Genomic DNA, 26,934 nt, shown 5'->3' with positions numbered 1-26,934 from the left:
AAATTAAAAAACCCGATTTTTTCGAGAATCGGGTTTTTTATTGCGCTATTAGCCATAATTTTTAAGACTTTTGAAGTAAATCCAAAATCCTCAAAGCAAGTGTGTTGCTCGCTGGGGTCAATCTAAAATCTAAAATTGTGTAAGTCAACATCCTCATGGTAAAGAAATTGGATTGACTAGAGATGCCAATTTTTTCTACTATTCCCCACTGGTCGCTAGAGCCTGTTAACCTCTTACTGGAACTTAAAATCTAGGAAATCATGCAGAAAGCATCTACTGACAATCAGGCTGCTGCAAAAGACATTAAACTACTAGTTTTGGATATAGATGGCACGATCGCTGGACACTCTAATAACATCAGCGAACCTGTAAAGCAAGCAATCTTTGCGGCGCAAGCACGAGGAATTCAAGTGGCGATCGCTACAGGTAGAATGTATCGTTCAGCTTTGCGCTTCCACCAGGATATCGGCTCTACGCTACCATTAATGGCCTATCAAGGAGCCTGGATTCAAGACCCAATCAGCCAAAAAATTCATCGCCATTGGGTTGTATCCAGAGAAATCGCCCACCAGTTACTCGACTATTTTGAACAGCCGGAGTTACGATCGCTTCTATCTGTTCACTTTTACATCAACGATCAGCTATACGTTCGTGAGTTAACCAGAGAAACCAAAATTTATGCAGAACGTTCTGGTATTATCGCGATTCCTGTGGGTGATTTGCGTCAAGCCTTAACGAATGAACCGACAAAAATTCTTGCTTTATCTGATGACACTGACGTAATCGATAAGCTATTAGGAAATTTGCGCCGCCAATACACACCCGCTGAACTTTATATGACAACCTCTGTTGCTACCTTTTTTGAAGCAACTAACGCCTCTGTAAATAAGGGTACTGCCATACGTTACCTAGCCGAAGAATTGCTGGGATTACAGTTAGCCAACGTTATGGCGATTGGCGATAACTTCAATGATGTGGAAATGCTGGAGTATGCCGGACTTGGTGTAGCTATGGGCAACGCGCCAACAGGAGTGCAAGCGATCGCTAAGTGGGTAGCTCCTAGCGTAGAAGAAGATGGGGCAGCAGTAGCAATTGAAAAGTTTTTGCTATAGTGAAGGCATTTTTTAAAATCTAACCCATACAAATCAGAAAGGACACCGACGACTGGCCGTGTTTCGTCTCGGTGCCCTAGCTGGTTCGCTCCTCACACACCTGCTAATGTATCCGAGGTGGTGCATTGAGTCAATAGCTATATAAAAAGTTTTTATTTTTGCCTAAGCGACATTACCGATTTATAACTCCAAAGGCGCAAAAACCCGCAGATTCTCCTCTAGGACAAATCTTAATACTGACTGAGTAGCCATGAGCAATCCGAGTCTAGCTTGGGCTAGCTCTGGTGATGTAATTTTGATCTCACCCCAAATCCGGCAATTAGACCAAAACTTTTCAAAAGCTTGGCTCAAATTCAGCGCTACTTTTTCCCATTTCACAGAACCGCTAATATCAGGGCACTCTATGTTGTCTACCACTTGTATTAATTCGCCAATTAGACGACGCTCATCTGGGTGATTTAGCCGTAGTATTCCGTCGCAATTAAGCCAAGGTAGGGGGTTAGGAAAAATAATATCCCAAAAAGCTGGACTAGTATTTGGAACCGGTTCTCTAAGTTTAATCAACCCCTCTCGATGAGCCAGCAGCACTAACGAACAGCAGCGTGCATGAGCATATTCAACAGCAAACAATGAATTGGGCATTGGGGATTGGGAAAGAGGAGGCAGGTGGTCACTGAGCGTAGTCGTACCACTTCGTGGAAGCAAGCTACGCGCAGCGTCTCCGACAGGAGAAGTGAGGCAGGATAGCGCAGCGTTAGCGAGTCCGCGAGCGTCAGCAGGAGGCAGAAGGCAGAAGTTATTTAATTTTGAATTTTGAATTTTGAATTTTGAATTGATTTCTCCCCCTGCTCCCTGCTCCCTGCCCCCCATCTCCCCCTCTGCCCCTGAACTCCCGACTACGAGACTTTGTAACCAAGTCGCTAAGGTTGAGTGAGTTAATTCAAAATTTATCCAACCTGGGGGAACTATTTGGATGCTAAAAACGTCCTCACAAATCCCTGATAAATCTGAAGCGATCGCACTGGCAAGCTCCATCGCTTTTCGATTCTGAGATTTTGATAGTCGCAGAGACACACCTGAGGTATAGAAAACTCTACTGTCATCTCTACCTTTATATAGAGGAATTTTTTCCCCTTTTATGCACCTGTTTTCTGTATTATAAGTATCAATGCTTAGTGATTTTATTAAATAACTATATAATAGCTGTTTGATTGACGTATAGTTGCTAACTGGTAATTTATAATGCACGTAATATTATTTAAATAGTCATGTAAGATATATTTGTTACATTTATGTCATCTATCTTGCGGTATAAATTTAATTTAGATGAAGAAAAATGAGAAGAGGATAAAATTTGATGAATAATCGATGAATAGTAAGTAAACTTTACTACCACCATTGTACAGTAGGAAGTATAACAAAAGAGTAGAGAGTAATTTGCTTTCTATTCTTTGGATTGGCTGGCGCTGTTAGGCGTTAAGCCTGCCTCGTCAACACAAAGACACTCCTTGCACCCTTTTATTTACGTCTTTGTCTTCAGCCGAACGCTCTTTGTTACCTATGCAATCTCCATCCTCCTTTTCTGAGGCATCACGGCCTTTTTTGACTTGGCAACGCATTCTTGACTGGGCTCAAGAACACTATCGCTGCCGCACCTTTAGCAAAGATGAGCGCATTCCAGCCCGGCCTGGATTGCTGTATTTGGTGCAAAGGGGCGCGATCCGCATGGTAGGAACCGCCCAAGTTAGTGCGACTGCCAGTCAGCTAACGTCTCGACGAATCAACAGAACTCCAGAAGAAGCGTTCTTGGGTTTTGTGGGAGCGGGACAGCCTTTTGAAATTGTTGCCCAATCACCATTCACACTCCAGGCTTACGCCCATGTCGATCAAACTGCGGTGCTGTGGATGTACTGGCATGATTTAGACAATTGGCCTCACTTCCGTCGCGAAGTTATGGATGCCTTTAGGTATCAGCACCAGCGTAAGCTGCTGTGGCTGAGTGCCTTGGGACAACGCCGCACAATTGACCGACTCTTAGGATTTCTCACATTGTTAATTGAGGAATATGGAGAGCCAGCAATGAGCGACACTGATCCTGATGTGATTCGCGGTTATTGTCTGCCCTTTCCCCTCACTCATGCCCAAATTGGTAGCGCGATTGGTTCCACTCGTGTCACCGTCACCCGCTTGATGGGTAAGCTACGTCAACGTGGTTTAATCTTGACTCAAGGGGATAATCTCATTTGCTTACCAGCAGAGTCGATTAATAGAGCTGGTTAAGGTACAGTTCAGAGCGGCGATTTCCGCCACTCTGTCTTGAGTGCGATTCGCAGGTGTCAGCGAATTTTGACAAATCCCGCTTGGGTAATCAGTTGCTGTCCCTGCTCAGTCAGCAGTAAGTTGGCGTAAGCGACACCTGCTTGCTGCTCAATCTGACCATTCTGTTTGACCACCACAAACAGATTACGGGTAATCGGGTATTTTCCTGATTGGAAGGACTCAATGTTCAACTTGTTCCGTTTACCAGGACATTCAGACGGGAGGACAGAAGGTTCTTGGTATGGAGCAATGTATTGTCCTTGTGTGCGCCCCAACGGCAAGGACTTGATTGAGCATTGAGGAATCACCTCTGGGGCAGAAGCGTAATAGATGCTACCAGGACTATCAGCCAATTTTTGCAAGGCTTGGGTGGTTGTGGAGATAAATTCTACATTGGAGCTGAAAGCTTGACCACCCAAGATGTCTTGGACAAAAAGTTCGACAGTACCGCCATCAGCAATGCGGCGGGAATAGGGCTTGATCGGGATATTGGGGCCGCCCACCTGGCTCCAATTATTGACTTTGCCTGTGTAAATTGACTTTAACTGTTCTACTGTTAGTCCTGGAATATTCAGGTTGGGGTTAACTGCAACCGCTAAACCATCAATTGCCACAGGAATTTGTTTCAAACTGAACCCACGCTGCTGGGCACGGCTTAATTCCTGATCTAGAACTGGTCGGGAGGACTGGGCAAAAGCCAGTTGACCGTCTATCAAGGACTGAATGCCAGTACCAGAACCAGGCGATGCATTGCTGGGTTCTACATAGCGCAGCCGTAACTCTGGCCGCGCGGCTTGAATTGCTGGATCGACTACTAGTCGAATCGGTGCCCAAGATGTACTGCCTCCGTAATTGAATAATCCTGTAGGAACATCCTTTACTGAAGTGAAAGTATTGCCACTAGGTTGTTCCGATCCGGCTTGGGGCGTTTTGGTACTACCAGGATTAATTGTATTTAAATCGACACCAGATTTTCTCGTAAACCACCAAAAACCGCCAGCTATTAGCCCGACGGTGATTAGGATGGATAATACAAGAATAGTTGTTTCATTTTTTTGGGACATAATAGTATAATTACCCGCGCGTCCATTCAATATAAGTGCTTGACTTGACAAGTGCTTACTACTTGAGATTGTATTTGGAGGACGGGGATTTTGTTAGCAAATCCTAACTTCTGAGTAATTTAGAAGTCAAGGTATAATAAATTTCATCTGGATTATTCGTCTTTTATCTCAAGGTTTGAGTGGTGGTAAGAATAAATTGACAGTAAGATTTTTCCCCATAAAACTCAATTTCCCATCTTGAGAGGTTTTCCAGGTTAAGTATTGGTTAATTTTTAATTTTTTATTGCTGATTAACGCACTGGTTCAAAGTCATAACCAGTGCGAGAGCGAGAACCAGGAACAATTTTTACAAGTTGGACTGGCGCATTGCGTAGGCGTAGCCCGTCGTAGACATCGCCTGATGCTAAAAACCGAATTGTACCAGAAGCACCAGTAGCAGAAAAGTCAGATGACAAGAGTGCTTGTTGGACTCCAGATCGCGTAGGATTACGTTCTAATGCCGCAATTAGAGCTACAGTGGCATCATAGCTGAGGGCACTTCGCCAACTGACATCACCGCCCCATAACTGCCGCGATTTCTGGGGAAAATCTGACTTAGGATCGCTATCAATATGCCAGGGAACAGCTACTACTATCCCCACAGCTTGTTCTCTGCCCATTTCCAAAGTTTTAGCAGTGTAAACATCATCTCCCCCCAGTAGAGTTAACCGTTTCTGGTTAATCTAAACTACTTGCAGCGCTTTATCCAAAGTTTCAGTGTTAGCAGCCAACATCAACACTTCTGCACCTTGTTTAGTTGCTTGTTCTGCTTCCTGGTTCCTGATTTGGAACGATGTTATTACCGATTTTGGCCCCATTGTTACTAAACCACCAAAAACCACCGCCAACGATGCCAACTGTCAGCAGCAGAGCCAAAGCTAAAATTGTGGTTTCATTCTTTTGTGACATGAACAAGTTTAAATAAAGTAAAAATATTTAATATTTGATTATTTGGCTAAATATAACCATTTTGCTCATTTAATTCTAACGAATCCAGCTTTTTCGATCAGTTCTTGACCTTGAGGTGTCAGCAGCCAATTTGCATAAGCTTCGCCAGCTTGCTGATCTGTTTGACCATTCTGTTTAACGATTACAAATAAATTGCGGGTAATTGCATAGTCTCCACTACGAAATGCTTGACTATTCAACTGGTTACGTTTACTGGGACATTCAGATGGAGATACAACAGGTTGTTGGTAAGGAGGCACAAATTGACCGCTGATTCGCCCTAATGGTAGCGACTTAATAGTACATTGCGGTACAACCTCTGGGGCAGAAGCATAATAAATTGCGCCACTATTCGCGGCTACTTTTCGTACTGCTTCTGTGGTTGTGCCAACATAACTAACGTTAGTACCAAAATTTTCTTTATTTAAAACATTTTCGATAAAGAATTCCACTGTACCGCCAGCTTCTTTGTTGCGAGAATAGATTTTGATTGGTAAATTTGGCCCACCCACTTGTTGCCAATTAGTAATCTTGCTAGTGTAGATGTCTTTAAGTTGGGCGACAGTTAAACCAGGTATGTTGAGATTTGGGTTAACTGCGATCGCAATACCATCAATCGCCACAGGAATTTCTTTCAAACTAAATTCTTTTTGTTTAGCTTCGGTATTTTCTTCAGCTTTAACTGAGCGGGAAGATTGAGAAAAAGCTAGTTGATTATTTATCAACATCCTAATACCAGTTCCAGATCCTGCTTGACCTGAAGCAGGTTGAGTATAGCGTAAAGTAAATTGAGGACAAAGGCTTTCTAGTACGGAGTCTACGTCTTTACGGATGGGTGCCCAGGTTGTACTACCACCATAGTTGAATGTCCCTTCTGGGAGGTTTGGGACGTTACATCTGTTGTTGACAAATTGGTTTATGGGATTACCAGTGTTACCATTCCCGGAAGTTTTAGGAACAGTTCCAGTTAATTGCGCCCACCGTTCCATAAGAAACCATAGACCACCAAAGATTAAACCAATAGTAATGACAACGGCTAAAAAAAGACTAAGTGTTTCGTTTTTCTGAGACATTTATGTAGCTGTTAAGACCAGAAGTTTTTTAAAGTAAGAGAGATAATAATTTATAAATAAGTCGAAATACAGCTGTCAATGAAATAGCTACTAAGCCGGCTCCAACTGCTAAAATCACCACTGACTGAAGGTCAAGACCTCCCCGTAAAAAGGGGACAAAAAAAATAATCGCAAAAGTAATTGTGGGAATAATTAATAAATCGAACTTTTCAATCCACCGCCTGGTTTGGGCAAAAATTAGTATACCTAAAATTACAGATGCAACACTGAAAGTAACTATTGGTGATTTTACTAGACTGAAAAGGGCGATCGCGATCAATGCACCCTGAAATCCACTAAATCCCGCCCCTCCCAATAATTCCAATGTCGAAAACGCTGGTTGAGTTGATGGACGACGGGGAACAACAGGGTTAGAAGCTTGGGGTGGTTGTGGCGGCAGGGTTACAGAGGGCGAATTAAGTTGTGTAGCGGCTTGAGCCGCCTGTGAGTTAAGTGCGCGTAGAACCTCCTGGGCTGACTGGAAGCGCTGATTAGCCGCAGGTAACAGCATCTTGTCTAAAATGTCAGCAAGGTGAGGGTTGATATTTACTTGAGATCGCCATTTCCACTGGTTACTATAAGCATCAAATAGTTGAATTGCTTCCTTATTTGTTAACAAGGTAATCAGAGTTACAGCTAAAGCGTATAAATCCGTAGATGGAAATACTTGCCCCCCAGCCATCTGTTCAGGCGGTGCAAATCCCATAGAATAAATTCCTGTGGAAGAAGCAGCAGAACCAAGTGCAGCATTGGTTACTTGCTTGACTGCGCCAAAGTCTAGTAAGAAAAGTTTACCATCACGACGACGCATAATGTTTGAAGGTTTGATATCTCTGTGGATAATGCCTCTGTCATGGACAAACTCTAGTACCCTCAGAATTCCTTGTAATACTTCTAATACTTGCTGTTCAGAAAATTTGCCTTGTTGAGCTAATTCTTCTTCTAGGGTTTGCCCATTGATGTATTCTTGCACCAAGTAAAAAAATTGGTCTTGCTCTCCTGGTTGCAAGCTATTAACTATCACTGGAAAGAAAGCAAATAAGTCAGGAATTTGCTCGTGATCGTTACCAAGCTGTGATAAAACTTCTGCTTCTCTTTCAAACATTAACTGCGCTTGTTGCAGTTGAGTTAAGGTTAAATTTCCCGATGGTTGAAACTGCTTAACCACGCATTGACGCATTCCCGGTATTCGGCGATCGCGTGCCAAAAATGCTGCTCCAAACCCGCCCCTTCCCAGCAGTTTACTTGGCACATATCGACCATCTAGCATCAATGGCATACCACAGGTAGTGCAATACTTTTGCTGGGTTGTTTTTAGTGTCGTAACATCATCTAAATCGGCAAAATAGTTTTGTGGGCGTGGACAACGCGGACGAGTGCAGTAAACTTCCATTTTCGTGATTAGTCAAAATAATTCGCAATTGATAATATTCGCCTTCTCTACGAGATGCTACGCGAATGGCAAGAAGCAAGCTACGTAATTCGTAATTAGTTCCGGTTACAGAGAAACTAAATTTGTTAATGAGGAACACGAAATTTTTTTCCTGATGTCAAACCCTTGGCTTGCCTACAGCACTCTGCACGAACACAATGGGTTAATAATTACGAATTAAGTTAGCGACAGAGGAGCGTCATTACGAATTATTTGGTCATTTACAAAAAACAAAGGAAAAATGACAAGGGACTAATAACCTGATTTTAGTCTTCACCAGATGAGGTGGGTGTTGCTACCTCCAATGTAGTTAACACTAGACTTTTTTGTGTTAATTTTAACACATCTTGATTCCATCCTGGGTTAGCAAACTGGGGCAAAATTTCTTGACTAAAGGCTTCTGCGGCCTTGGATCTATAGCGATTGGGATTACAAATCAGCCACAGCGTCCGTTTGACTACAACGCCTTCAATGGGAGTACGGTGCAAAACGCCCATTTGTAACTCTTTAGCGATCGCACTAGTTGAAACAAAAGCAGCCCCTAAACCAGATTGCACAGCATTTTTAATCGCTTCAATGGAATTCAATTCCATTTCAACTTTAAAACGTCTGGTATCGATTTCACAGCGTGCTAGCACTTGGTCAATTACTTTGCGGATAGTCGATTGAGAATCTAGAGCAATGAATTGTAATTTATACAGGTCGTCTTTCTGGATTTTTTCAAGTTTGGTAAAAGGATGAAAGACAGGTAAAATCAGCGCTAGCTCGTCCTCAGCGTAAGGAATCACTTCTAAAGATTCTGACAGTTCGCCGGGAATTTCACCGCCGATAATTGCCAGATCGACTTGTCCGTTAGCAACACTCCAAGCAGTCCGCCGGGTAGAGTGGACGTGTAATTGCACTGCCACATCTGGATATTTTTGTCGGAACATACCGATCATTCTGGGCAAAAGATAAGTGCCGGTGGTTTGAGAAGCACCGACAATCAAAGTACCACCTTGGAGATTTTGTAAATCCTCGATCGCGCGGCAAGTTTCCTGACAGAGACTGAGGATTTTTTCACCGTAGTTTAAGAGTAGATGCCCGGCTTCGGTTAATTGGGCGCGTCGTCCTCCGCGATCGAACAAGGGGACATCGAGTTGCCGTTCGAGATTTTGGACTTGTAAACTAACGGCGGGCTGGGAAACGTAAAGACTATCAGCGGCACGCTTGAAGCTTCCTTCTTGAGCGATCGCTTTCAGGATACGTAACTGATCTAAAGTGAAAGGAAGGTCAGACATAAGGCTCAACCCACAAACTTTTAAAGGAGCAGATGCACGTAATAAATCCGGTTTGGCAACAATTAGCCGGACATGATTTGTTGCATATTAAACTTGAAGGCTTGACTCGAAAAAGACAGTAGCACAACATCTTGACTAAAGTCCCCTTTTGAACACTTTGTGGTATTGGTTGTACTGAATTCAGTTTTCTTTAAATTACTTCACCTGTGTATATGCTGCTGATTTCTTGGTTGACACCCAGTCATTTTGTCATACTGGGGTTACAAATAGTTTTTGCGATCGCTCACAGTGGAGGCGCTGCTTTACGCCCTTGGGCAGAAAAATATATTGGCCCAAGGTTTTATCGCATTCTCTTTGCATTAGTCAGCCTACCGTTGGCTGTGATATTAATTATTTACTTTTTTGGGCACCGTTATGATGGTTTGCAAATTTGGCAGGTACAAGGGGTGCCAGGAGTGCGAGAATTTGTTTGGCTGCTGTCAGCAATCTCGTTCTTGTTTTTATATCCTGCTACCTTCAATCTACTAGAAATTGCTGCTATTCAAAAGCCCCAAGTTCATCTCTACGAAACAGGAATTATTCGGATTACCCGTCATCCCCAGATGGTAGGACAAATAATTTGGTGTGTTGCCCACACTCTCTGGCTGGGTACTACCTTTACCCTTGTGACTTCCATTGGATTGATATTGCATCACTTGTTTGGGGTTTGGCATGGGGATCGCCGCTTGAGCGATCGCTATGGGGAAGCTTTTGAAATTGCCAAACAGCGAACTTCAATTATTCCCTTTAAAGCAATTATTGACGGGCGTCAATCTCTCAAATGGAAGGAATTTCTCCGCCCCGCCTATTTGGGAGTTACCATTTTTATCGCTTTGCTTTGGTGGTCACACCCTCTGTTACTGGAAGTAACTAGTAGGGTAGGATGGTAACTTTAGACGATCCCCAGTGTCAGGAGAAAATCCGAAATAGATGGAAATTTCAGCTTATCAATTGCCCCAAATCAATGTAGGATAAATTCAAACATCTATTCAGTGGAGGGTGCGTTCAGTCAGCTTGAGATTTTATATTGGTAGTTGTTGGTCAGTTGCCTTTCCTTGAAAGAAAGTGGCAGATTCAGTCAAATTCCCAAGCGGTCACGGCAATCAGGAGTTTAAGATCCAAAAAAGCCAACGCGACTTCTAAGGTGGCTTTTCTGTCAGAGACACATTAACACGCTCAATTTTTGCCAATTATTCTGTGTCCTGAATATTTTTGTCCTGAATGCATCTATCAGCAGTTACTGACTTGCCAATCCTCCACTGAAGCACTAGCTGAGTCCTAAATCCTGAGTAAAAGCAAGCAACTTAGTATTCATTGCTTGGCAATTAGTCCCAATCCCCGGTTTACTCTAAGAAAAAAAAGAAACGAGTTCCTCATTCAATCCGCTAACTTTAGTTATGGACTTCTACTCAGCAACCAGAACTCGGAACTCAGCACTACTCAATTCAGTACTGATAGCTAGTTTGATATAAAAACCTTATAATCCAAGAGGCGTCATGGTGTTCTCGGTTAGTGAGCGGACATTTACTCAAGAAGTTTTACAATCTCCTATTCCTGTTTTAGTTAACTTTGAAGCACCTTGGTGTGGCTTGTGTCGAGTTATCCACCCGCTGTTGTTAGAATTTCAGTCCCAGTGCGGGGATGAAATTAAATTAGTCGGGGTTAACGCCGATCAAAATTTTAAATTGTCTACTACCTATAGGCTAAAATCACTACCCACTTTACTATTGATTGAAAATGGCACTGTTCGCCATCGCTTGGAATGCTTTCGCGGCAGGGAAGATTTACGTCTAGCTTTAGAAGAGATTAAGGACAGCTACAGCAATTACCCCAAAATCTACAAAAGTTCAAAAACAGTGGACTTAGAGTATCGGTCAGCCTGATGGATATTGGGTGTGGGGCATGGGGCATTGGACTAATGACCAATGACTAATGACCAATGACAGATGAGCAAATCTAAAACCATGCTTAATACCCCACCCAATCAGCCTTGGGTGGGTTATTTTATCCTAAAGGGTGTGTGTCACAATTATTAACAGTTTGGACACGCTAATCAAGAATTCTAAAAGTAGGCGTCAGTGATGGAAGTAATCTATCAGTATGCCTGGCTGATTCCGGTGTTCCCTCTTTTTGGGGCAATGCTGGTCGGTCTAGGGTTAATCTCGTTGAATCAGGTGACAAACCGCCTACGGCAGCTTAACGCTGTGGTGATTATCTCCATGATGGCAGCTGCTATGGGGCTGTCGTTTGCCTTGTTATGGAGTCAAATTCAAGGACACGCGCCTTATCTCCGCACCTTTGAGTGGGCGGCGGCTGGCAATTTTCACCTGAGCATGGGCTACACTATTGACCACTTGACAGCCCTAATGCTGGTGATTGTCACAACGGTAGCCTGCTTAGTTATGGTTTACACCGATGGCTACATGGCTCACGATCCCGGCTACGTGAGGTTTTACGCCTATCTCAGTTTGTTTGGCTCCTCAATGTTAGGTCTGGTGGTCAGCCCCAACCTAGTACAGATTTATATATTCTGGGAACTTGTGGGGATGTGTTCCTACTTGCTGGTCGGTTTTTGGTACGATCGCAAGTCAGCAGCCGATGCCGCGCAAAAAGCCTTTGTAACCAACCGCGTGGGCGACTTTGGTCTATTACTCGGCATTTTGGGGCTGTACTGGGCAACAGGAAGCTTTGATTTTAATATCATGGGCGATCGCCTCGCCCAACTCGTAGAATCAGGTTCTATCAGCAATTTTCTCGCTGTCCTGTTTGCGATTTTAGTTTTCTTAGGGCCAGTTGCAAAATCAGCCCAATTCCCCCTCCATGTCTGGCTACCAGACGCAATGGAAGGCCCCACCCCTATTTCTGCCTTGATTCACGCGGCAACAATGGTGGCGGCGGGTGTTTTCCTGATTGCCCGGATGTACCCAGTATTTGAAGACGTTCCAGCCGCAATGAATGTCATTGCCTTTACTGGGGCGTTTACGGCGTTTTTGGGGGCAACCATTGCCATTACCCAAAACGACATCAAAAAGGGCTTGGCTTATTCCACCATTTCCCAACTTGGTTACATGGTGATGGCAATGGGAATAGGTTCCTACAGTGCTGGACTATTCCACCTGATGACCCACGCCTATTTCAAGGCGATGCTGTTCTTGGGTTCAGGTTCTGTAATTCACGGTATGGAAGGTGTTGTTGGACACGACCCCGCCTTAGCTCAAGATATGCGCTTGATGGGCGGACTGCGAAAGTATATGCCCGTCACGTCAACTACCTTTTTGATTGGTTGCTTGGCAATTTCTGGTATTCCACCCTTTGCTGGTTTCTGGTCAAAAGATGAAATTCTAGGGAAGGCTTTTGAGGCTAATCCACTCCTCTGGTTCATCGGCTGGCTAACTGCCGGGATTACGGCTTTCTATATGTTTAGAATGTATTTCTCGACATTTGAAGGCAAATTCCGGGGTACTGACGAGAAAATCAAGGAAAAACTCAAGAAGGCAGCGACAATTGTTCTGGAGTTAGAGTCAGAAGAACTAGCCCCGAATTTTGGGCCTGGGGCAATGAAGAAAGGAGAATTGGCTGCCACTGGTGAACACCATGACTCCCATGACTCCCATGACTCCCACGGGCATCACAGCGACTCGCCTCACGAATCGCCGTGGACAATGACTCTGCCATTAGTATTTTTGGCTGTGCCTTCGATTTTCATTGGTTTGGTGGGAACTCCCTACGCCAATTATTTTGAAGAGTTTATCTTTCCTCCTAGCGAAACTCTCACCGAAGTTCTAGAAAAGGCTTCCGAGTTCAATCCGACGGAATTCTACATTATGGCGGGTGCCTCAGTCGGAATTTCCTTGGTTGCGATTACCTTAGCTTCGCTGATGTATTTGCGCCGTAAAATTGACCCGGCTGCGATCGCTGCTAAAATCCAACCACTTTACGAGTTATCCCTCAATAAGTGGTACTTTGATGACATTTACCATCGGGTTTTTGTCCTCGGCTTGCGTCGCGTAGCTAGACAAGTTATGGAAGTTGACTTCCGCGTTGTCGATGGTGCTGTTAACCTCACAGGCTTTTTCACCCTTGTTAGCGGTGAAGGTCTGAAGTACCTAGAAAACGGTCGCGCTCAATTCTATGCCTTGATTGTGTTTGGGGCGGTTTTGGGCTTAGTGATTGTTTTTGGTGTTACCTAATTTTAATCGGGGTGGGCAAATGTCCGCCCCTACATTATTTCTTGAATACAAAGTTTTTCTGATGTCTGTTAGTTGAATAATCGGTTGTCGCTGCAATTCGCTGCAACACATTGTTAGAAATTGTCCGACACATCATTATTTATGAGTATTTCATACTCGGTAAGAAAGAAAGAAATGTAAGAACGAATAAGATTACAGAATAAGCGACCTTCAGAAAGAGTGATTGGTTTGCCCTCTTTTAGATCAAGTCCATGCCGACCACCACCACCAGTTGGTGACGAATGATAACCATGTAAACTTTCTAAAGATTTTAATATATACTTGATTGCTGTCCCTTCATTTGCATTGCGGAGTTCCTTCACAATTAGGTTAAAGTATGTCCCTTTTATTATTGTGCCAGATGGTAATTGCTCACCTCTAAAAGCAGTTGTAATTGATTCTAGAATCCAAAGCAGTTCTTGAACTGCCTCTCTAGCCCGATTTTCAATCAGTAGTTGTTCAGAACGGCTTAGAGACTTAGTAATGAGTTGCTTTGCAGACTCAGTAAAGGTTGATGGCGATTCGGCCACAGGGATAGCTTCTTCACCTTCGGATAGCTTCACAAGTTTTGGTGGATGGATTTGATAAGCAATCTTATGTTCAAGACAAATACTGTTGATACGTTCAATGTCAGGGATTGCATATTTATCCCGAAGATTCTCACACGCCTCGTAGAACGCCTCCAGAAACAGGGGTGAGTTTTTAGCTGCCTCTTCCAAAGATGACCGTAAATCTGTGCTTGCCCAACTCTCTGAAGTACTCCAGACACTCGTAGAGCCTACTGCATGGGCAAAACACTCTTTAAAATACTCCAGTAACTCCCAGCGATTTCCCTGAGCTACTATTATGCCAATAAGTGTCTCAAATTCATCAATCGCTGTATTAGGAATAACAGAATCTGGTGAATATTTAAAGCGCCATGAATGAGGAAATTGAAGTGGCATTTAAATGTTATATAGACAACACTACTTGGTATAACTTATTAGAAGTTGATCTTACAAATTTTCCAGCTACTCTCGGAGTAGAAGTAAGACAAATTCAGGTGAGACAACCTGATAAATCACCCGATATCCACCACTTTGACCCGTCGGGATATCACTGTTTTTTGCTCGAACTTTAAAAACAGTCAAGTCTATCCCAGAGATTTGATCGCCGATAAAATTTCCAGCCTCTAGCTGATGGATAATGGGTTGAATGTCAATTTGAATTTGCCGATAGCGTTTAGTCAGAATTTTGAGACGGCGTTTGAAGGGAGGTGTAAAGCGAACTTCTGCCATAAATCTAGGCTTCGATATCGTCCCAAAGCTCTGAAACTGGGAAAGTTTGTCCTGCTGCTGCTTGTCGCACGGACTCTTGCAGATCGGTTAATATTTGTGCTTTTGGCTCTTGTTCATCAATCCAAGCTAAACCACTGACGTTATCAGAACTTATCGAACTTATAAGCTGTTGCCAAAGTTATACAGGGATGAGTACATCTGTTGTTTCTCCATTTACGTTGGTGACATAACGAATTTGACTTTCAATTTGTGCGATTATCATAGGGTTAATTCTCCTGTTATGCTTTTTTTACACTAAATCCTTTTCTCTACAACCACCAAATAGCATATTGTATTTTTAGCGATGGGTTGGATTATGCGATCGTACATTCCTTAAATTCTAGTTTAGCGGCTTTTTTTAGGGTAAATTTTTGACTTGACTACCAGTATTTAAACTGATATTCTGCATTGCCTCAAGTAAAAATAGACTCCTCGGATACAAAATAGGGGATTGCCAATTTAATTAAATCAACCTAACAATGAAGGAAAAATTGCTAAAAAGCTGTTAGTTAATAACTAGTGACTTTTTGCCAAACATGATTTTGATAGCAGATTGATTGTGATGAATATAGCTAATTTCCCCTGGCTGACGACGATTATTCTGTTTCCGATAGCGGCGTCGCTACTTCTTCCCATCATCCCTGACAAAGAAGGCAAAACAGTGCGCTGGTACTCCCTCATCGTAGGGCTGATAGATTTTGCACTAATTGTTTACGCTTTTTATACTGGGTATGATTTCTCCAATCCAGATTTGCAGTTGGTGGAAAGTTACCCTTGGGTACCACAATTGGGTTTGAATTGGTCAGTAGGGGCTGATGGCTTGTCCATGCCCCTAATTATTTTGACTGGATTCATTACCACGCTGGCGATTCTAGCAGCTTGGCCTGTCACCTTCAAGCCCAAGCTATTTTACTTCTTGATTTTGGCGATGTATGGCGGTCAGATTGCCGTGTTCGCTGTCCAGGATATGCTGTTGTTTTTCCTGGTGTGGGAACTGGAACTAGTACCGATATACTTTCTGCTGTCGATTTGGGGAGGCAAAAGGCGGCAATATGCAGCGACCAAATTTATTTTATACACCGCTGGCGGTTCGCTGTTTATTTTGCTGTCTGCCCTGACAATGGGATTTTACGGCGATACGGTGACGTTCGACATGAGAGCGATCGCCTTAAAAGATTTCGCCCTGAATTTCCAACTTGCCCTCTATGCTGGCTTCCTGATTGCCTACGCCGTCAAGTTGCCGATTATTCCCTTGCATACCTGGCTACCTGATGCCCACGGTGAAGCTACAGCCCCTGTACACATGTTATTAGCAGGTATTCTCCTGAAAATGGGCGGTTACGCCTTAGTTCGGATGAATGCCCAAATGCTCCCCGATGCCCACGCTTATTTTGCACCAGTGTTGGTGGTTTTGGGGGTAGTTAATATCATCTACGCTGCCCTGACATCCTTTGCCCAGCGCAACCTGAAGCGAAAAATTGCCTACTCCTCAATTTCTCACATGGGCTTTGTGATGATTGGGATTGCCTCCTTCACGGATTTGGGCTTGAGTGGGGCAGTATTGCAAATGGTTTCTCACGGGTTAATTGGGGCGAGTTTGTTCTTCCTTGTAGGGGCAACTTACGATCGCACCCACACCCTGATGTTGGATGAAATGGGCGGTGTTGCGAAGAGAATGCCGAAGATTTTCGCCATGTTTACCACCTGTTCAATGGCTTCTTTGGCATTGCCAGGGATGAGCGGTTTCGTGGCAGAATTAATGGTATTTGTTGGCTTTGCTACTAGCGATGCTTATAGCTCTACCTTCAAAGTGATTGTTGTATTCTTGATGGCAGTGGGAGTAATTTTAACTCCGATTTATCTGCTGTCAATGTTGCGAGAAATTTTCTACGGAGAAGAGAACAAGGAATTAGTTTCTCACCAAGCTTTGATAGATGCTGAACCCCGTGAAGTATTTATCATTGCCTGTTTGTTAATTCCAATTATTGGTATTGGTTTCTATCCAAAATTGCTGACTCAGATGTATGACGCTACAACTGTACAATTGACGGCAAGATTGCGTGATTCCGTGCCGACATTAGCACAGCAAAAAGATGATGCACTAAAGGTTTCTTTGAGTGCGCCTCAAATTGGTAATTAAGTTGCGATCGCTAGTTTAGTTTAAATATTTATTGCTTTGAGGGTGGGTTTTTTACCCGCCCTTTTTGTTACTCACTGAACTAAGTTAAAAAAATACTGTATGGGGTAAGCGAGTAGATGTGTTTTTTACAATTTTCATAAAAATAGATTTTAAGCTGATTGATTTGTTTGCAACCAGTTAAGTAAATCTTCCATAGCAGTAAAATCTAACAAAGCTTCGCCAAGGTTTTCTAATTGATTTAAAGAAAGAGATTGGATGCGCTCTTGCAATTCTGGTGACAATTCTCCCACTCGTCTTTGTAATAATTTTAAAATCAGCTGTTGTTCACCTTCTTTTTTACCTTCTTGTTTACCTTCTTGTTTACCTTCTTGTTTTCCGCGCTCATAGCCGATGCGCTCACCTGTAGTTACATATCTCATAGTCCGCTCCTGCTCAAATTGTTTAAACTCTTCCCAGAACTGATTTTCCAATGCCTTTGGTAATATCATAACCCAATCAATAAATCGATACAGATTACGAATATCTTGCTCTTCTAAGCCCAAATCATATAGTCTGCGAATTAAGCTAAATTTCCAGATTTTGCGTTGTTCGGGTGATGAGCGTGTCTGCTGCGTTTTCAAATGCGCCATGACGACAGTTGCAAATGGATTATCGCTATTTTCTAATTCGTGAAAGCGATTTTCGTAATCTAAAAGTTTAACACTGCCAAATTCAAAATTTAAGCGAGTATTGGGATAATTGTAACTGTAATTGCTTGGTCGCCATTCGCGGTTTGGATCGCAGAGAATTGCAAGGCTAATCGCTGGTCGATCGAAGCGGTCAAATATGCGAAAGTTGTAGGTAAACATCCGCTTGGTAAAGTTATCTTCTTTTTGTGTCTGAATTTCAACATGGATTAATAACCAAAGTTCTTCCCCTTGAGTTTGCCAAACTTTGACTAATTGATCGGCATATCTTTTGCCCTGTTCAGCTTCACGAGCTATTTGCTGAAATTCTTTATCTAGAAATTCATAAGGACGTTCCCAGTCAATTAATGCATAAGTTTCTGAAAAAAAGAAATCCATTGCTTGGGGAAAATAAGCTTCTATAATTTCTTTCCAAGGGCTATCAAAATCAGCGCGTTCGCTATCAGTATTCATGTCATTTTTCATTTTTCCAGAGTAGCATCAAATTCTGGATAGAGTCGCAGTACTCGCAGTAGCTAGTTTAGAACTTTGATTAATCGGAATCTCAACCCAAAATTCTGCTCCTTGTCCGGGTTCCGAAATACACCAAATAGCTCCGTTGTGTTTTTCTGTGACTATCTGAGCGCTAATTGCTAATCCTAATCCAGTGCCTTTACCTGCGGCTTTTGTGGTAAAGAAAGGGTCAAATAATCGTTGCTTAACTGCTTCGGTCATGCCAGAGCCATTATCTGCAATTTTTACAGTTATGCGATCCAAGTTGCGTAACTGAGTACGAATTACAATCTGGCTCGGTTTAGCTTCTATCTCCTCAATAGTTCGCTTACTGTTATAACTATCTAGGGCATCAATGGCATTACCGATCAAATTCATAAACACCTGATTGAGTTGTCCGGCATAACACTCTACTAAAGGGATATCACCATATTCCTTGACTATTTCAATTCCGGCATTTCCAGACGTTTGTTTGAAGCGATTTTGTAAAATCAGTAGTGTGCTGTCAATACCTTCATGAATGTTGACAGGCTTCATATCTGCTTCGTCAAGTCGAGAAAAATTCCGCAAGGATAGAACTATTTCACGAATGCGATTAGCTCCCATTTTCATTGAAATTAATATTTTAGGTAAATCTTCAGCCATGAAGTCAAGGTCGATCGCTTCTATATGAGCTTCTACTTCAGGTGTTGAATGAGCATTAGATTGTTGATAAAGTTCTACCAGTTCCAACAAGCCCAGTGTATATTCACTTACATGGGTCAAATTCCCGTAGATAAAGTTAACTGGGTTATTGATTTCGTGAGCTACTCCAGCCACTAATTGACCTAAACTCGACATTTTTTCGGTCTGAATCAGTTGGGCTTGGGTTTCTTTGAGATTGTGCAAAACTTGGTTGAGTTGTTCTGCTTGAGTAGTAGCAGCAGCAGTAGCAGCGCGGCTTTGATTATACAATTGGGCTTGGTCAATGGCGATCGCTAACTGGTCAGCCACACCTCGAATAATTTCCACCTCATCATCACTCCAAGGACGAAGCTCTCTACTATGTTCGCAGACAATCACACCCAAGCGACCCGACTGAGTTTGAACTGAAACTGTTAGTAGAGACTTAAAGCCCAATGTCACCAGTAAATTCCGACTCTTGAAATCAAGCCACGAATCTGTCGCAATGTCATCAAAACAAAGCAAATTCCCTTGCATAACAGCTTCACTCAAGGCTTCCACGTTCTGGATGGGAGAACAGCCTAAAGGTTCTGTTAAGTCGGGAGCGCAAGCTTGCTGATTCAGTTCCAAGCTGGTAGATTCATCTTCTTGATGACACCAAAAAAACTGGCATCGATCGATCTGTAACAATTCCCGAACTTCAACTACTACTGTACTCAAAATCGTATTTAGATCCAGCGAGTTGCGAATTTGACTAGATAGACGAGTTTTAAGAATTTTTTCTCGCTCAACTAGCTTTCGCAATTCAAGTTCAGATTGCCTTAACTCTAGCTGGGCCATATTACGATTGACACTAGCTCTTGCTAGTAGCCAAGAACCAATGCCAGTTAATCCTACTAAGCCAGCATATAGCAGTAGCAATTGACTCAAAAATCGGTTTGATTTGGTTGTCAACGTCTCTGGCGACACCCATGAAACAATCTTCCAGTAATAGGATTTTTTAGTATCAATTTGATGTTGGCTTGGTGCAAAAGCCTGTCCTGCTCCCGTACTGGATTTTTGCCCTTCGATTAGTGGGTAGACTGTAGTAAAAGTGAATATTCCTTCAGCAGTTTGGAATTGTCCCGATTCTTTTTGAGAAATCTGCTGCCATGCTTGGGGAAAAGCTTGGCCAAAAGTGCGGTTTTTGCGATTGGGAAACATAAATCCCCATTCATCCTCAGGCTTCGCCCCTTTTAACCAGTAGCCATCGGCATTCAGTAGCATTCCCTGGCTAGAGGCGTTAGCGAAAGCTTGATTAAAATTGTCCAGCAGTTTTGTGCCGAAATAATTTAACACTACAATGCCTCGTTTCTCTCCACGGCGATCAAAAACGGGAGTGCCAAAGCGGATCATTGGCTTCAAAGGTTGTTCAACCTGACCTCGTTCGATGTTGAGGTCAAGGGGAGAGACAAATACTTGTCCTTGGTTTAGCCGCAAAGTGTCATTAAACCAGTAGCGCTTGGCTTGAACTTGCAGTTTTTCTTCAGGGACAATTGCTGGTTCACCCTGGTTAAAGTTGACTCTGACAACTTCCTTACCTGATTGATCTAAAAAGCGAATTTGGTCGTAAAGTTTTTTATATCCAGAAAATAATAAAAATTCTTGAGAAAGTGCCTGTTGTTGTCCATCCACTCCGTCTAAAATTCTTTCTAGCTCGTTTTGTTTAGAGATAACCATCAAATCTGAGACAACCGAGTGAAAGTCTCCGCTGATTACTTTAGTTTGTAAATCTACCTTACGGAATTCATTTGTTTTGAGCAGAACTTTCTCGGTTTGTACCTGTTGGTAATAGATAGTTCCAATAACAACCCCAACTAAAGCTGACAACGGCAAAAAAACCGTTAGGAAGTTTTTGATTAAAACTCGTGAATGGATCTGTGGTGACATATTTGATACTTAGGTACAACTCAAAAATTGGGCTGAAAATTAGCTAATTTCCAGCTGCGCCACGTTTTCTGAGTCAAGGTTGAGAAAAGACTTTTTCTCCTGGTAGGTATAGGTAATCAGCCCAGCTACCAAATTCACCATGAAATTGAATACTCTGCGACTTCTGGAATGTTCTAGTTGAACAAAGTTCGGCCCTTTTTTGCTATTGTCAGTTAGACACTCTGATAATCAGTACCGAAAAACCACGAATCTGATGTAAAGATTTGACACTTATGAGTATTTTGATACTGAGAAGAGAGATACAAGGCGATGTCTACGCCTACGCTAAAAATGCTTCTTTATTCTTGCGCTGCGATCGCACATCAATAGATTACGTACAATCTATCTAGAATCAGATTTGGCAAAACCGCTCATGTTAAACTACAATCCGCTCCATTGTTTGCCATCTTCCGAAGAACTACCCGACTCAGATGATACTGCTGTGGATAATGAACTCCAAAATTTAATTCCCGGCTTGCTAAAAACCATACTAGCTTTGGTTTGGTGCGATCGCTGGGATTGGTTTTTTGGTGTTGATATGGGTATTTATTATCACCCTGACAAACCAGCTATTGTCCCTGATGGATTTCTCAGTTTAGGAGTTAAACGCTTCGTTGATGAGGATTTACGCCTAAGTTATGTGCTGTGGGAAGAAAAGCAACTGCCAATTTTAGCCCTAGAAGTTGTTTCTCAAATATATCGAGAAGAATATAGCATCAAGAAAGAATTTTATGCCAAAGATTTAGGAATTTTGTACTACGTTGTGTATAGTCCCCTGCGGCGGAAAAAGACACCTTTGGAAGTGTATCGCTTAGTTGACGGGGAATATATCTTAATGTCAGGAAATCCCGTTTGGCTACCAGAAATTGGTTTAGGAATTGGGCGAGAACGAGGAATTTATCAAGGTATAGTACGGGAGTGGCTGTACTGGTATGACGAAGAAGGGCAAAGATTGCTAACACCAGAAGAACGCATCAGGGAAGCGGAAGAACGCACAGCTTTTGAAGAACAGCGACGTGTGGAAGCAGAACAACAGGTGAAAATGTTAATTCAAAGGTTGAATGCGCTAGGTGTCGATCCAGAAACTTTGTCTTAGATGCACCAAATTTTGTGATTTTTGCTGCCTTAATGTTAATTAGCTTGTTGGCTAGGGAATTATATCTATAAAGTAACTCATTGCTTGACGGTACAAATCGTCAAAGCTGGTTGCCTCAATAAATATATTTACCAAAACCTTCATCAAAAATATGGAAGTTAAATTAGGATTTGGAGCAGTCCCAAAACCTCAATATGTTTTTGTCAGCAAAGAACCCGATCACTGTTGGTATATGCTATCCGACGATACAAGACAAATCCCAATTTATGAAAGAGCCTTGACTGGGGTGATAACAGGGATAGAAGTTAATAAAAAAGTGGAAACTTCACATGGAGAAGCAGAAAAAACTGATTTGCATATTCTGGCAGACAAACCTTATGTTATCCGCTCAGGAAGTGAATCTTACTTTTCTAAAAGTTTGTTGCTTTCACTTGATGCCCTGACTTCTGAACAATTGCATCATCCATTGACGATCGCAGTCAGTCCTGGAGAGAGAACAATTGTATTTTGTGCAATTTATAATCCAGTCACTTATCGTTCTATAGGTGTTAGTTGGAATGGACACAGGGAAATTGACTGGCAAGCTTTAGGACAAAAAGTAAGTTTAAAAATTAATTGTATTCAAAATTTACATCAAGATGAAATCCAAATATCTGCTAATATAACGGCATCAGAAATTCATGCAGTTTTGATAGCTCAAAGTGACACATATTTAGCCCAATTAAATTGGACTCCAGAACAGGGAAGGGAGTATTTGCAGCAGAGATATGGCAAGCGATCGCGTCTACAACTCACTGATACAGAAATTCTGGATTTCATTGATTACCTTAAGTTACAACTAACCCAAAACTGCCCAACTTAGCTGCTGTTGTGTGAACTTTAGATAATTGCGTAGGCGTAGCCCGTCGTAGACATCGCCCTTTTGCTACACCCAGATGCTAGGGTGGGATAATTGCGATCGCAGAATTAGAGTTAAATAAAAGTACCTGATATTAAAATACTTGCATGAACTCAAGGGTTGATTTGTTGACTCGCATTACTCAAACTCCTGGTCAGTGTGGTGGTCGTCCTTGTATTCGAGGCATGAGAATTCGTGTGAGTGACATTTTAGAAATGTTGGCTGAGAATGTCAGTGTTTCTGAGATTTTAGAGGATTTTCCCGATCTCGAACTCGAAGATATCCAAGCCTGTCTATTGTTCGCAGCACGGCGAACAGACTTTCCTCGATTGACAGCATGAAAATTTGGATTGATGCTCAGTTGCCTCCTGCATTAGCACTTTGGCTGACTGAGACTTTTGACGTAGAGGCTACTGCCCTACGAGAGCTTGGATTACGAGATGCTAAAGATGTGGAAATTTTTGAGGCAGCACGAGTAGCTAAGGCGGTAATCATGACTAAAGACAGCGATTTTGTTGACTTGGCCTGTCGGTTAGGAATACCACCTCAAATTCTTTGGCTTACCTGTGGTAATGTCACAAATCGCAATTTGCAGCGGCTACTTGCGATCGCTTTACCTGATGCAATAGAACGACTGCGGCAAGGAGAAGCAATTGTAGAAATTAGCAGTAGTTCATGAGTAAATTGCTCAACTCATACCAGTGGCTCTGGGAAAATCAGCTGTGACTACATCACCGGAATTAAATGTTACTAAGCTGTCTCTTCACTTTCAGGGAAAATTGAAGCTGCGTACTGTAACGAGAATGATGCTAAATCAAGCTGATCTTCGCGTTGGCTAGCAACTTCTAAGCAGACTTGAATCGCATCTTGCAGCATTTCTAATAGATGTTCGTAGCTGTCTCCCCAAGTGTGGCATCCTGGTAGGGAAGGTACAGAACCACACCACACACCGTCTTCTTGCCAGATAACTGCTTTAATTTTCATCGCCAATTATCTCCACAAGATTGCGACTAATATTCTAGCGTCAAGCCGAGTGCGTAGGCGTAGCCCGTCGTAGACATCGCTTGTCCATTGCATTGAGGTGTTAGCCTCCCACAGGGATCGCACTCAACACGAAAAGGATTGACAACTGCATTAATCGCAGTCTCAAATTTACACCTTCTGAATGTTCATTAGTTGGTATCTCCGGGAAAAATAAGTATAAGGTGATGCCTCTGTTTTATGTTGAACCCGTAGACGAGTACTAACCAAATACTAATCATAATCAGGAGTATTTCATGATTCCATTGATTTTAGGTGCTGCTGCTTTGGCTACTGGAGCCTTCGGAGCAGTCAAGGGTGCTAAAGGCATTGGCAATATGAACCAGGCAAAGGAAATTGGTGAACAGGCTCAACAAAAATACAAAAGTAGCTTGCAAAATTTAAAAGCAACCTGGGAAATTACCAACCAGTCAGCTGAAACCTATGGTCAAATGCAACTTCGTATCAAGCAGAGTACAATTTCAAACTTTATAGCTTTTATTGAGAGAATTGGTCAGCGAGCTTCCCAAAACAATCTGGACATTCTAACTGGATTAGACATCTCCACCCAGCAAATTCAGGAGTATAAAACGGAAGTTATCAAAGCTGAACAGTGGGTGAAAGGTGGTATGAAAACAGCCGTTGCAGCCTCAGTAGCAGGTTCTGGTGCAGTTACCTTAGCAAGGAGTGTAGGTACTGTTACTGTTTCCAAGTTATTTGGATTGTGGGCTAGTGAAGTCGCTATCTCACAAGTTGGTGGTGCTGCGGCTTGGACTGGAGCCATAACTTGGTTAGGTGGTGGTACTAGTATGGCGGTTGGTGGTGCTGTATTGGGAGGTATTACACTCGGACCAGCATTAATGGTTGGGGGTTTTCAACTTGCTGGTAAGGGTGAGGAAGCTTTGACTAAAGCGCGGGAGTATGAAGCTAGGGTAAACATAGAAATTGCCAATATTGAAGCAGCTCAAGATTTTTTATTACAGGTTAAACGGCGAACAGTGGAACTTGCCAATTTAGTGTGTAATTTAAACAACCGTGCTAAATCTGCACTTCAAGAGCTTGAAGCCCAACCTTTTAATCGCGATCGTGATGCTAGGAAGTTTCAAGAAGTAGCACTTCTGGTGAAAGCGCTTGCAGAAATCATGAAAACTCCTGTCTTAGACAGTGAAGGGTATCTGAATCCTAATAGCACGACTATCCAAGCAAAGTATCGTACTTTGGGAGGAAATTAAGCATGTCAGTACACAAAATAGCTACTTTTGCACTCGCAAACCTAAATCCTGCTGAATGCTTACAGCAAATGGTTTCAGCTTGCACCGATTACCTGAAGGTTGCCGAACAGGAAAAGACAAAGAGACGAGAGATTGATGCTTGGGAAAAAGAAACAATCACCAAGATTAACGCCCAGCGAGAGTTGCTGATGGCGTATCTAGATCGCTCTTTTGATGAACGTGCAGAAAACTTTCGCGCTTTATTTGCTGTCGTTGATAATGCGATCGCATCCGGCAATAATGAACAACTAGCCCTTACCTTAAACTCAATCACAGAAATTGCTAAATCAAGTCCTTTCAAAGACCTTGCTAACTTAGCTTCTGTTCGTGCCGCCCTAGATGATCCAGATCACGAATGGACGTTTTAATTTTATAACAGTGCGATCGCTCTGCCACAAATTTCTAAAAAAGTCTGCGTTGTCAGGCTTTTTTCATATAGTGTGAGGCTTACAGTCCTTATTATTTCATAGCGATCGTTATTACTCACACAGCTACAAATACAGTTATCAAATATCGCTTGCTTCCGGTAGCCAGTCTTCATCCAACACTAACTCTAAAGAATATGGATACTCTTCTGGAAACACGGAAATTAGCATTCCCGTTTGCTTGGCTGCTTGGCGACGCGCCCTTTGATAACTTTCCTCAAGTTGCTCTGTAGGATAGCTCTTAAGACTAGAACTATCTTCTATCGCTAACTTAATTTGGGTGCGAGAATCGGTGATGGAATCGAGCCAACTATCTGAGCGACGCTGGGGTTGATATTGCCACTTAAGCAAATGCAACAGCAAGCGAGTTAGTTGACTGGCAATACTCCGACGTTCACTTTTGCCTAAGCCTTCAACCTCTTCAATCAGATATTCTACATCAACTTCATGCCAGCGATGCGATCGCAATAGTTGGGCCGTCTGTTCAATCCACAAGTTAAAATCTGCTTTATAAGTTGCGCTCATAGCCGTTCTCGATCTTAGGCAAGCCAAAATATCCTTATTTTCCAATGCGCTCAAGTTCCTCTCGCAATACTCGCCTTAATGTCTCTTCTAACGGTTCACGGCGCTGCTGAATGTACTCACGCAAGGCATCGTTAATCAAAGTTTGGTAATTTCCACCACCTGCTGCGTGAACTTGGTCACGAAACCATGCTAGTACTTCATCATCTAGGCGAATTGTAATTCGAGTTTTGCCTGCTGGTGTTGATTCAATCCCTCCCCGCTTGCCCTCGCTAAAATCATACTCAGTTTCCATAATTTCCAAATCTAATACAATGTCAAAACTCCCAAATCTGGATTTTTGTCAAAAGCTTGGATATCCTCTATGTGCGATCACAAAATCTCTTCAATCTCTCTGGTTGAACAATTGCCATAACGAATCCAAATCACTTTCGGAGGAAATCCTCGCAAAATGCTCAACTCATTAAAATCAGCATCTCTGGTGACAACAGTAAATCCACTTTGTCGGGCATACTCCCAAACAGTTACATCATCTGCTTGATCTAAGCTTATAAGAAAAAGATGCTGAGAGTTTGGGTACATATCAGCTAGTCGATCAACTAACCGAGGTGATAAGTTATGGTCAAACAATAACTTCATGCTTGCATTGTCAGCATTTGCCGTTCTCGATCGGCCGCATAGCTTAGGCAAGCCAAAATATCCTCTTGTGTCAAATAAGGAAAGTCATCAAGCACTTCCTCGTAGGTCATCCCAGAAGCAAGATAAGATAAAACATCGTATACAGTAATTCGCATTCCTCGAATACAAGGCTTACCACCTCGTTTTCCTGGTTCGATTGTAATAATGTTTTGATACTGCACAGC

General features: G+C 42.6%; 27 protein-coding genes and 1 pseudogene. 13 read left to right on the top strand and 15 right to left on the bottom strand.

Features of this window, described 5'->3' with window-relative positions; genetic code table 11:
- Positions 1–260: 260 nt before the first annotated feature.
- The gene (locus tag CDG76_RS04405) at positions 261–1,112 is read left to right on the top strand and encodes a Cof-type HAD-IIB family hydrolase (RefSeq protein ID WP_094347807.1); all 852 of its coding nucleotides are present in this window, start codon (positions 261–263) and stop codon (positions 1,110–1,112) included.
- A gap of 180 nt (positions 1,113–1,292) precedes the next feature.
- On the opposite strand, the gene CDG76_RS04400 is transcribed toward CDG76_RS04405, so the two are convergent.
- Positions 1,293–2,147 carry a DALR anticodon-binding domain-containing protein gene (locus CDG76_RS04400; protein ID WP_190240754.1) on the bottom strand — a complete coding sequence of 285 codons (855 nt, stop codon included), beginning with the start codon at positions 2,145–2,147 and terminating at the stop codon, positions 1,293–1,295.
- Between the two features lie 525 nt (positions 2,148–2,672).
- Between CDG76_RS04400 and CDG76_RS04395 the strand changes: the two genes are divergently transcribed.
- Complete coding sequence (locus CDG76_RS04395) at positions 2,673–3,392, top strand: Crp/Fnr family transcriptional regulator (protein WP_012412419.1); 720 nt, start codon at positions 2,673–2,675, stop codon at positions 3,390–3,392.
- A 56-nt stretch (positions 3,393–3,448) separates the two neighbouring features.
- On the opposite strand, the gene CDG76_RS04390 is transcribed toward CDG76_RS04395, so the two are convergent.
- Together CDG76_RS04390 and CDG76_RS04385 are read right to left on the bottom strand one after the other, a co-directional pair.
- Positions 3,449–4,495, bottom strand: a complete 1,047-nt coding sequence (locus CDG76_RS04390) for a PstS family phosphate ABC transporter substrate-binding protein (protein WP_094347806.1) — start codon at positions 4,493–4,495, stop codon at positions 3,449–3,451.
- 290 nt (positions 4,496–4,785) lie between these two features.
- Positions 4,786–5,301: pseudogene (locus CDG76_RS04385) on the bottom strand (ABC transporter substrate-binding protein); the annotation flags it as partial.
- On the opposite strand from CDG76_RS04385, the gene CDG76_RS37030 reads away from it, so the two are divergent.
- Positions 5,252–5,416, top strand: a complete 165-nt coding sequence (locus CDG76_RS37030) for a hypothetical protein (RefSeq protein WP_190240766.1) — start codon at positions 5,252–5,254, stop codon at positions 5,414–5,416. The pseudogene CDG76_RS04385 and the gene CDG76_RS37030 overlap by 50 nt on opposite strands.
- Before the next feature lie 92 nt (positions 5,417–5,508).
- On the opposite strand, the gene CDG76_RS04380 is transcribed toward CDG76_RS37030, so the two are convergent.
- The 3 genes from CDG76_RS04380 to CDG76_RS04370 all read right to left on the bottom strand — a co-directional run bounded on the left by CDG76_RS04380 (position 5,509) and on the right by CDG76_RS04370 (position 9,306).
- Positions 5,509–6,555: a PstS family phosphate ABC transporter substrate-binding protein gene (locus tag CDG76_RS04380; RefSeq protein ID WP_094347805.1), complete on the bottom strand. Its 1,047-nt coding sequence runs from the start codon at positions 6,553–6,555 to the stop codon at positions 5,509–5,511.
- A 28-nt stretch (positions 6,556–6,583) separates the two neighbouring features.
- Positions 6,584–7,987: a serine/threonine-protein kinase gene (locus tag CDG76_RS04375; RefSeq protein WP_094347804.1), complete on the bottom strand. Its 1,404-nt coding sequence runs from the start codon at positions 7,985–7,987 to the stop codon at positions 6,584–6,586.
- A 305-nt stretch (positions 7,988–8,292) separates the two neighbouring features.
- A complete protein-coding gene (locus tag CDG76_RS04370) occupies positions 8,293–9,306 on the bottom strand; it encodes a LysR family transcriptional regulator (protein ID WP_094347803.1) in 1,014 nt (337 codons plus the stop codon).
- Positions 9,307–9,518: 212 nt separating this feature from the next.
- Here CDG76_RS04370 and CDG76_RS04365 point away from each other — a divergent pair, with 212 nt between their 5' ends.
- The 3 genes from CDG76_RS04365 to CDG76_RS04355 all read left to right on the top strand — a co-directional run bounded on the left by CDG76_RS04365 (position 9,519) and on the right by CDG76_RS04355 (position 13,535).
- Positions 9,519–10,235, top strand: coding sequence for an NnrU family protein (locus tag CDG76_RS04365; protein WP_190240753.1), 717 nt, complete (start codon positions 9,519–9,521; stop codon positions 10,233–10,235).
- A gap of 606 nt (positions 10,236–10,841) precedes the next feature.
- Positions 10,842–11,228: a thioredoxin family protein gene (locus CDG76_RS04360; RefSeq protein ID WP_094347802.1), complete on the top strand. Its 387-nt coding sequence runs from the start codon at positions 10,842–10,844 to the stop codon at positions 11,226–11,228.
- A 198-nt stretch (positions 11,229–11,426) separates the two neighbouring features.
- A complete protein-coding gene (locus tag CDG76_RS04355) occupies positions 11,427–13,535 on the top strand; it encodes an NAD(P)H-quinone oxidoreductase subunit 5 (protein ID WP_094347801.1) in 2,109 nt (702 codons plus the stop codon).
- Between the two features lie 113 nt (positions 13,536–13,648).
- On the opposite strand, the gene CDG76_RS04350 is transcribed toward CDG76_RS04355, so the two are convergent.
- The gene (locus CDG76_RS04350; protein ID WP_094347800.1) at positions 13,649–14,518 is read right to left on the bottom strand and encodes a hypothetical protein; all 870 of its coding nucleotides are present in this window, start codon (positions 14,516–14,518) and stop codon (positions 13,649–13,651) included.
- Between the two features lie 66 nt (positions 14,519–14,584).
- Positions 14,585–14,851: an addiction module antitoxin gene (locus CDG76_RS04345; RefSeq protein ID WP_094347799.1), complete on the bottom strand. Its 267-nt coding sequence runs from the start codon at positions 14,849–14,851 to the stop codon at positions 14,585–14,587.
- A 601-nt stretch (positions 14,852–15,452) separates the two neighbouring features.
- Between CDG76_RS04345 and CDG76_RS04335 the strand changes: the two genes are divergently transcribed.
- A complete protein-coding gene (locus CDG76_RS04335) occupies positions 15,453–17,030 on the top strand; it encodes an NAD(P)H-quinone oxidoreductase subunit 4 (RefSeq protein WP_094347798.1) in 1,578 nt (525 codons plus the stop codon).
- A gap of 149 nt (positions 17,031–17,179) precedes the next feature.
- Here CDG76_RS04335 and CDG76_RS04330 read toward each other — a convergent pair whose 3' ends face one another.
- Both CDG76_RS04330 and CDG76_RS04325 read right to left on the bottom strand, forming a co-directional pair.
- Entirely contained in the window at positions 17,180–18,169 is a 990-nt protein-coding gene (locus CDG76_RS04330) for a DUF4351 domain-containing protein (RefSeq protein WP_094347797.1), read from the bottom strand.
- A 27-nt stretch (positions 18,170–18,196) separates the two neighbouring features.
- A complete protein-coding gene (locus CDG76_RS04325; RefSeq protein ID WP_094347796.1) occupies positions 18,197–20,800 on the bottom strand; it encodes an ATP-binding protein in 2,604 nt (867 codons plus the stop codon).
- 412 nt (positions 20,801–21,212) lie between these two features.
- Between CDG76_RS04325 and CDG76_RS04320 the strand changes: the two genes are divergently transcribed.
- The 4 genes from CDG76_RS04320 (at position 21,213) to CDG76_RS04305 (ending at position 23,512) form a co-directional block, all read left to right on the top strand.
- Positions 21,213–21,935, top strand: coding sequence for a Uma2 family endonuclease (locus tag CDG76_RS04320; RefSeq protein ID WP_094347795.1), 723 nt, complete (start codon positions 21,213–21,215; stop codon positions 21,933–21,935).
- Positions 21,936–22,086: 151 nt separating this feature from the next.
- Positions 22,087–22,797, top strand: a complete 711-nt coding sequence (locus CDG76_RS04315; protein WP_094347794.1) for a hypothetical protein — start codon at positions 22,087–22,089, stop codon at positions 22,795–22,797.
- A gap of 143 nt (positions 22,798–22,940) precedes the next feature.
- The gene (locus CDG76_RS04310) at positions 22,941–23,174 is read left to right on the top strand and encodes a DUF433 domain-containing protein (protein ID WP_094347793.1); all 234 of its coding nucleotides are present in this window, start codon (positions 22,941–22,943) and stop codon (positions 23,172–23,174) included.
- Positions 23,171–23,512: a DUF5615 family PIN-like protein gene (locus CDG76_RS04305; protein ID WP_094347792.1), complete on the top strand. Its 342-nt coding sequence runs from the start codon at positions 23,171–23,173 to the stop codon at positions 23,510–23,512. The genes CDG76_RS04310 and CDG76_RS04305 overlap by 4 nt, the downstream gene beginning before the upstream one ends.
- A 71-nt stretch (positions 23,513–23,583) precedes the next feature.
- On the opposite strand, the gene CDG76_RS04300 is transcribed toward CDG76_RS04305, so the two are convergent.
- On the bottom strand, positions 23,584–23,817 hold the full coding sequence (locus CDG76_RS04300; RefSeq protein WP_094347791.1) for a type II toxin-antitoxin system HicB family antitoxin: 234 nt from the start codon (positions 23,815–23,817) through the stop codon (positions 23,584–23,586).
- A gap of 293 nt (positions 23,818–24,110) precedes the next feature.
- Here CDG76_RS04300 and CDG76_RS04295 point away from each other — a divergent pair, with 293 nt between their 5' ends.
- Both CDG76_RS04295 and CDG76_RS04290 read left to right on the top strand, forming a co-directional pair.
- Positions 24,111–25,085, top strand: coding sequence for a hypothetical protein (locus CDG76_RS04295; RefSeq protein WP_094347790.1), 975 nt, complete (start codon positions 24,111–24,113; stop codon positions 25,083–25,085).
- 2 nt (positions 25,086–25,087) lie between these two features.
- Entirely contained in the window at positions 25,088–25,492 is a 405-nt protein-coding gene (locus CDG76_RS04290; protein ID WP_094347789.1) for a hypothetical protein, read from the top strand.
- A gap of 138 nt (positions 25,493–25,630) precedes the next feature.
- Here CDG76_RS04290 and CDG76_RS04285 read toward each other — a convergent pair whose 3' ends face one another.
- The 4 genes from CDG76_RS04285 to CDG76_RS04270 form a co-directional block, all read right to left on the bottom strand.
- On the bottom strand, positions 25,631–26,074 hold the full coding sequence (locus CDG76_RS04285) for a DUF29 domain-containing protein (RefSeq protein ID WP_094347788.1): 444 nt from the start codon (positions 26,072–26,074) through the stop codon (positions 25,631–25,633).
- A 34-nt stretch (positions 26,075–26,108) separates the two neighbouring features.
- Entirely contained in the window at positions 26,109–26,366 is a 258-nt protein-coding gene (locus tag CDG76_RS04280) for a BrnA antitoxin family protein (protein ID WP_094347787.1), read from the bottom strand.
- Positions 26,367–26,443: 77 nt separating this feature from the next.
- Entirely contained in the window at positions 26,444–26,710 is a 267-nt protein-coding gene (locus CDG76_RS04275; RefSeq protein WP_223265129.1) for a DUF5615 family PIN-like protein, read from the bottom strand.
- On the bottom strand, positions 26,707–26,931 hold the full coding sequence (locus tag CDG76_RS04270; protein WP_094347786.1) for a DUF433 domain-containing protein: 225 nt from the start codon (positions 26,929–26,931) through the stop codon (positions 26,707–26,709). Before CDG76_RS04270 ends, CDG76_RS04275 begins: the two co-directional genes overlap by 4 nt.
- Positions 26,932–26,934: the final 3 nt, after the last annotated feature.

It is taken from the genome of Nostoc sp. 'Peltigera membranacea cyanobiont' 210A, from assembly GCF_002246015.1.
In the GTDB taxonomy this organism is placed as follows: Bacteria; Cyanobacteriota; Cyanobacteriia; order Cyanobacteriales; family Nostocaceae; genus Nostoc.
The sequence above is the reverse complement of the archived record's forward strand: the minus strand, read 5'-3'. Positions and strand labels throughout refer to the sequence as shown.